This window comes from Martelella sp. UBA3392 (genome assembly GCF_002358775.1).
In the GTDB taxonomy this organism is placed as follows: domain Bacteria; phylum Pseudomonadota; class Alphaproteobacteria; order Rhizobiales; family Rhizobiaceae; genus Martelella; species Martelella mediterranea.
In genome coordinates, this window is sequence record NZ_DEPM01000175.1 from 10310 (window position 1) to 15694 (window position 5385).

Sequence of the window (5385 nt, forward strand, 5' to 3'; positions counted from 1 at the left end):
CACTTCTGGTTGGGAAGCCCTCCGGGCGACGGGCAGGGCATGGCGCTGCAAGCCCTGATGGGTCCAAAGCGCGCCGCATATTATATCTACGCGGCGAAATCCATTCCGGCGCCAACGGCCCTCGAACGCGGTCTCGTCAATGAGATTTTTCCGCAGGAGGAGCTTCTCGACAGGGCCTGGGACCTCGCCCGCTACATGATGAAAAGGCCGCGCTACACGCGCTGGGCGACCCACAACATCCTGTCACGGCATTGGAAGAAGGCGATCTCCGAAGACTTCGGATTCCACATGGCGCACCAGATGCTGGCGAACGTGGCGAGCCAATCGGTTGTCCCGGACCCGGCATTGCTGGCCGATCCCCGCAACCCCTTTTGACCAGACATCGGTGTTTTTCTGCCAAGTAGTCGAAGCTGCCCGCTTTGTCTGCTCGGCAGGGCACATTTTTCCCGGAGTGAGCATGATTGACGATCACCAATATCCCATCGCCGTGCAAAGACACGGACAATTCCCATTGACGCGCCGCGCACTGCTCGCCGCCTCGTTGGCGACCATTGCCGCCGCCCCGGTCTCGAAAGCCTTTGGTGGTGGCTTGCAACCCGCGACGGCGCAAAGCAACCCCGAATGCGCCTACGCCTATGCCTACGTCTATGTCCTGGGGTAGGAAATGAGCACCATCGTTCACTGCCGGTCCCAACCGCTTGTAACGGGGCAGGACATCCACTCGAATGCAATTCTTCCTCTCGCGGACGGGGAGATGCGTCACACCAACCAGCCTCTCGACAAAGGAACCCCAGCCGGCATCAGAGCGCATCGACTTACCAAGAGATACGGCAATAAGCTGGTGGTGAAGGATCTGCCATTCACCGCGGAACCGGGTGCCATTACCGGCTTCCTCGGTCCCAACGGAGCGGGCAAGAGCACAACCTTGCGGCGGCAACTTTCGCGCTTGGGATTGCCAGCATCCTGGCATTCGTCTTACGAGATGCCTGACTGGACATAGAGCATCATTCGGTGGAGGCGGCATCCCAAAGCAAAGGGTGCCTTGAGCCTCCCTACAGCCATGCCAACGGCAAAATCGTCCTTCCTTAGAGCAGTCTGTAATGTTGCGGCAATCCCAAGCTCGCACCGTCCCTCCAACATCGGTGACGGAGGCTATAAAGCGTGACCAACAATCCATCAATTTTCGCGTTCCGGGGATTTGCCGCTCCTCCGCGACGATTCCCATTGAGAGTTCTCAGCCTGGCCTTGCCGGTAATTGTTGCGATATCCGGATGTGCCTCGGTGCCTCTGAAGGACGCTGGAACACTGACGTCCTACAGCAATCTCGGTGCTCCCAAGGGAAAGCTGTCAAAGAAGCGAATTTACGTGGATGGCAAAGGTCTAGCAGCGGCGAAGACGGCCAGCATCGTGCCGACCACATACGCATTCGGCGCCGCATCCCGTGTCAAAGCGCGGGCCGACCGTTCAATGGTGTCCAATGCACTGGATCGGGCACTCTGCGTCGCGCTGAGCGAAAAATATCAGATGGTTCCAGCCGGCCAGCCGGCGGATATCACGATCCGGTCCGTCATCACCAACGTTGTTCCGACGAACAAGACGGCGGCGGGAATTGCAACCGTCGTGACCGTGGGCGGCGGATTCGCCATACCTAGCGATGTTCCCTTCGTCGGCGTGCCACGCCTGCCCATCGGCCTGGGTGGGCTGTCGGTTGAATCGGAGGCGGTTGACAGCGGCGGCGTCCAGCGCGCGGCGATCGTCTGGGCGCGCGGGGCAAACGCGATCCAGGACAATCCTCGCGTTTCGGAGGTGGGCGACGCCTATGGCCTCGCATCAAAGTTCGCGAGTGACTTTTCCGAAATGCTCATCGCTGGCAAGGAGCCAAAGATGTGGGACATTTCCCTTCCAACGAGGCACGGCGTGCAATCCTGGCTGGGCGGAAAACCCAAATACCCCGCTTGTGACGCCTTTGGCCGGGCGCCCGGAGTGTTGGGCGCCATCGCGGCCAATTACGGGCTGCCACCGGAATGGACCGAAAAGAAACCCAAACCGCTCGTGACGCACTAATGCCTTCTTGCCGCCGCGCGAACAGAGCCTTGCTGTTCGAGGCCAGTTGCCGAGGCAAACGAATTCTTCAGCTTCGACGACCTGCAACACGACGGAAATCCATCCTCTTGTCCGTTCGAACTCCCGATCGCCGCATGCAGGATAACCAGGAGATTGACCCCCATGAGCCAAGCCGAAGGGCGGTTCCAACCAAACACCAGCTTTAAGCAGAATGCGAAAACTGCGCCAATTGCAGATCGTCGTTTTACTTGGAGCCCAGCGTTCATCGCGGCCTTGAGCGTGCTCATCTCGCTACACGCCGCCATGGCCGCCGCGCCATCGGCTGCGGTCAAACAAGCGTGCGGAGCAGAAATCCGCTCGGTTTGTCTACGGCCGTGGCGGCTCACGCCTGATGCCATATCGGCCTGTGTCGAGGAGAACAGTTCGAAACTGTCTCCCGTTTGTCAGGCTTTTTGGGTCACCGCCAGTATGTGCCAGTCAGAAATGAGAGACGTATGCGGTGGGTTGAACCCATTCACAATCAAGAGCTGCCTGAAAAACAGGAAACACGCGTTTTCGCAAGTATGCCAGGAAACCCTGAGCGCAGAATAGTGTTCTTTTGGCGTCCGGCCCCTTGGAGCATTGTGCGTCCTATGGGACACACAAAAGACGCTCTAACTCATTGAACAGGTTCATATCCGGCGGCTTCGCAGTAATTCTTGCATCCAGACGAGGAGAACGTTCGGGGTGCTTCGCCGATTTATTTCCCAAAGGATTGTCGACGGTCCGACAGGCAACGGTCGTTTGCGTTGAGGTCGGGGAATAGGGCGGCAGGAAACGCAAGCTTGCCCCTGCCTCCTCAAGGGCTTCGCGCACGACCGCGACTTTAAGGGCAGGCAGATTGTCCATAACGACGTTATCGCCGGGCATGGGCGTCGGGACGAGAACCGGTTCGAACGCCGTAAGCTGGCCAAGAGTACAGGCCGCGCCGTCGCCGCACTCGCCCTCAGAACCGGCCTCCCGTCAATCTTTACTGTAATTCAAAAATATCACGTTGTGTTACAGGCCGGATTGAAACTTCGTTATGCATGATGCGGCACGCGTGAATACAGTACGGGTTTTCGCGGGGAATGCGCATCGGAATGAAGAACAGACATAAACTGGCCTGCCGGGCGCGGGCCTTCACGGGTTTTCTTTCATGCCGCGCCGGCGGCATCGTCATCTTGATGGTTCTGTCCGGCCTTGCCGGATGCCAAGCCGTCAACACTGATCCGGCGCCGCGGGAGCAAAGCGAGGCGGACGCCTTTCGCCGTCGCCTGGTGCAAGAATCCGGCGGGCTGTACAGTAACCCCGAGGTTTCGCGGGAACTGGCTGAAATCGGCAAGAGACTATCTGAGGCCGCCGGCGGAAGGCCGATGACCATCCTCGTGCTGAACTCGCCGATACCCGATGCCTATATCGCGCCGGGCGGATATATCTATCTGACGCGGGGGCTACTCGCGCTGACCGATGATGAGAGCGAGATCGCGGCCGTCGTCGCTCACGAGATGGCCCATATCCTGTCCGGTCACGCCGAAGCCCGCGCCCGCCTTGGGCGGCAGGCGGCCATCTCCAGCGCGGACATTGCCGCGGCCCTGCCGGACAGTGATCGCGTGCGTGCGCTTCTCGCCGACGCCAGCGCGCAAGTCGCGGCCCTTTCCCGGCAACAGGAACTGGAAGCCGACGCGATGGCCATTCAATTGCTGGCCGAGGCTGAATACGACCCCGCGGCGCTGGTGCGTTTCCTGAAAACGATGCAGGCCATGGACGCGCCGCCTGGCGCAAGGCGTTCTTACACCACTTCCCATCCCTTGCCCTCGGACCGTATTGAGCGGGCCGAAGCGCTGACGGCCAGCTATCAGCCCGAAGTTGCGGAACGAAAAGGCGAAATGACGGGTTCCGGCGTCATCGACGATGGCCAGGGCGTAAGTCAACGCTAAGTTTCCATTGAGTTTTTGAAGAAAGGACCGCCGTCCGAATGGACGCGGCAGCGCTTGCCGCTTGCGCAGCGATACCTGTCGTCCGGCCGTTTAATGATTCACAACCTAAGAGAGAATAAGAAAAAGAGATAACTTGTGGAAAATTATCGCATGCAACCAAAAAATGCGCATGCCTTTGTTGGTTCAAAACTCGCCCTGATTTGTCATGTTTCTGCAAAATTGGCTTCAATCATCTGATTGAATTTACAGTGGGAATCGGCCGCTCTTCGAGCCATTTCACATCCCGTGACCTCAAGATCGTGCGATTATATATGTAAAAACATTACTTTATAAAAAATACGAAAATTCATCTCCGGTTCAGAAAAAATGACTTACACGGCTTGCAGACGACGCAAGTATGCGCTAGTGACCTCCGTTAAAGTGGTAGTTAACAATCCACTACACGGGTCCCCAACATAGCGAAGCAGTGCGCCGATGAGCAAGCGTCTTTGCACCGTGAGAGTGTGGTAGCGCTGTCATTCAATGAGTTTTTTTGAGGAGTACTCCCATGGATGCAATCATTATCGACAAGAGCGACGGCTCCCAGCATCGTCAGCCCGTAACCGGTCTGCAGCTTGACGAGGCGTCTGTAGTCAAGCTTCCCATCGCGCCGGAAAGCGTTGTTTCGTTCGAACAGAACGGCAACGATCTCCTGATCGTCACGGCCGCCGGGGAGACAATCGTTATCGGCGACTTCTTCATCGATTTCGATGACGAGCGCAGTGAACTGATCCTTGTCGACGATGACGGCATTGCATGGTGGGGGCAGTATTCCGGTCCGTGGAGCGACTTCGCCTTCGCCGAGATCGGCGCTGATGGTGTGGCGCCATTCCCGTTAGCGGCGCTGGGCGGACTTGCCGCCGCCGGGGCCGGCGGCCTGGCCTTTGCCGGGGGCGGAGACGACGACGATGCCGCGCCCGTATTCCCGGTGGTCGACGTACAGGATATCACTGACGACCCGACCGGCGATCGCGTGACGGTCAGCGGCAGCAGCACGGGCGACTACGTTGTCGTGTCCTACCCGGACGAAAACGGCAACATTGTCACGTCCGAGCCCATTCCGGTCGATGAGAACGGAAACTGGTCGTATGAAATTCCGCGCGACAACATTGCCGAGGGTGATGTTGAGGTGATCGGAACTGTTACTGACGAGAACGGCAACCCGGTCGATGACGAAAACGGCAACCCGATTTCCGATTCAGACACCACGAATCTTGACCTGACAGACCCCTCGGTCGTTGTGGATATCGAGAACAACGGCCAGACCGGCAATGTGACCTTCACCTTCTCCGAGGCCGTGACCGGTTTCGATGCGTCCGATGTC

7 protein-coding genes and 1 pseudogene are annotated in these 5385 nt (G+C 58.3%); 7 read left to right on the forward strand and 1 reads right to left on the reverse strand.

All coding sequences use genetic code 11. The annotated features are described in order from the left end of the window. The 5 genes from B4E36_RS13485 to B4E36_RS13505 form a co-directional block, all read left to right on the forward strand. Positions 1-375: enoyl-CoA hydratase/isomerase family protein (locus B4E36_RS13485; RefSeq protein WP_345900460.1), on the forward strand; the 375-nt coding region annotated here is incomplete at its 5' end. A gap of 82 nt (positions 376-457) precedes the next feature. After that, entirely contained in the window at positions 458-661 is a 204-nt protein-coding gene (locus tag B4E36_RS13490; protein WP_292060007.1) for a hypothetical protein, read from the forward strand. A gap of 93 nt (positions 662-754) precedes the next feature. After that, positions 755-1000 (forward strand): ATP-binding cassette domain-containing protein, encoded by a 246-nt coding sequence (locus B4E36_RS13495; protein WP_292060046.1) that lies wholly within the window; start codon positions 755-757, stop codon positions 998-1000. 179 nt (positions 1001-1179) lie between these two features. Continuing rightward, entirely contained in the window at positions 1180-2064 is an 885-nt protein-coding gene (locus tag B4E36_RS13500; protein ID WP_292060044.1) for a DUF3313 domain-containing protein, read from the forward strand. Between the two features lie 162 nt (positions 2065-2226). Next, positions 2227-2655 (forward strand): hypothetical protein, encoded by a 429-nt coding sequence (locus tag B4E36_RS13505; protein WP_292060006.1) that lies wholly within the window; start codon positions 2227-2229, stop codon positions 2653-2655. 207 nt (positions 2656-2862) lie between these two features. Here the strand turns inward: B4E36_RS13505 and B4E36_RS13510 are convergent. Next, positions 2863-2997 (reverse strand): annotated as a pseudogene (locus tag B4E36_RS13510) (IS630 family transposase); the annotation flags it as partial. 176 nt (positions 2998-3173) lie between these two features. Here B4E36_RS13510 and B4E36_RS13515 point away from each other — a divergent pair. Then, on the forward strand, positions 3174-4022 hold the full coding sequence (locus tag B4E36_RS13515; protein WP_292060003.1) for a M48 family metallopeptidase: 849 nt from the start codon (positions 3174-3176) through the stop codon (positions 4020-4022). Positions 4023-4569: 547 nt separating this feature from the next. Then, positions 4570-5385: BapA/Bap/LapF family prefix-like domain-containing protein (locus tag B4E36_RS13520; RefSeq protein WP_345900461.1), on the forward strand; the 816-nt coding region annotated here is incomplete at its 3' end.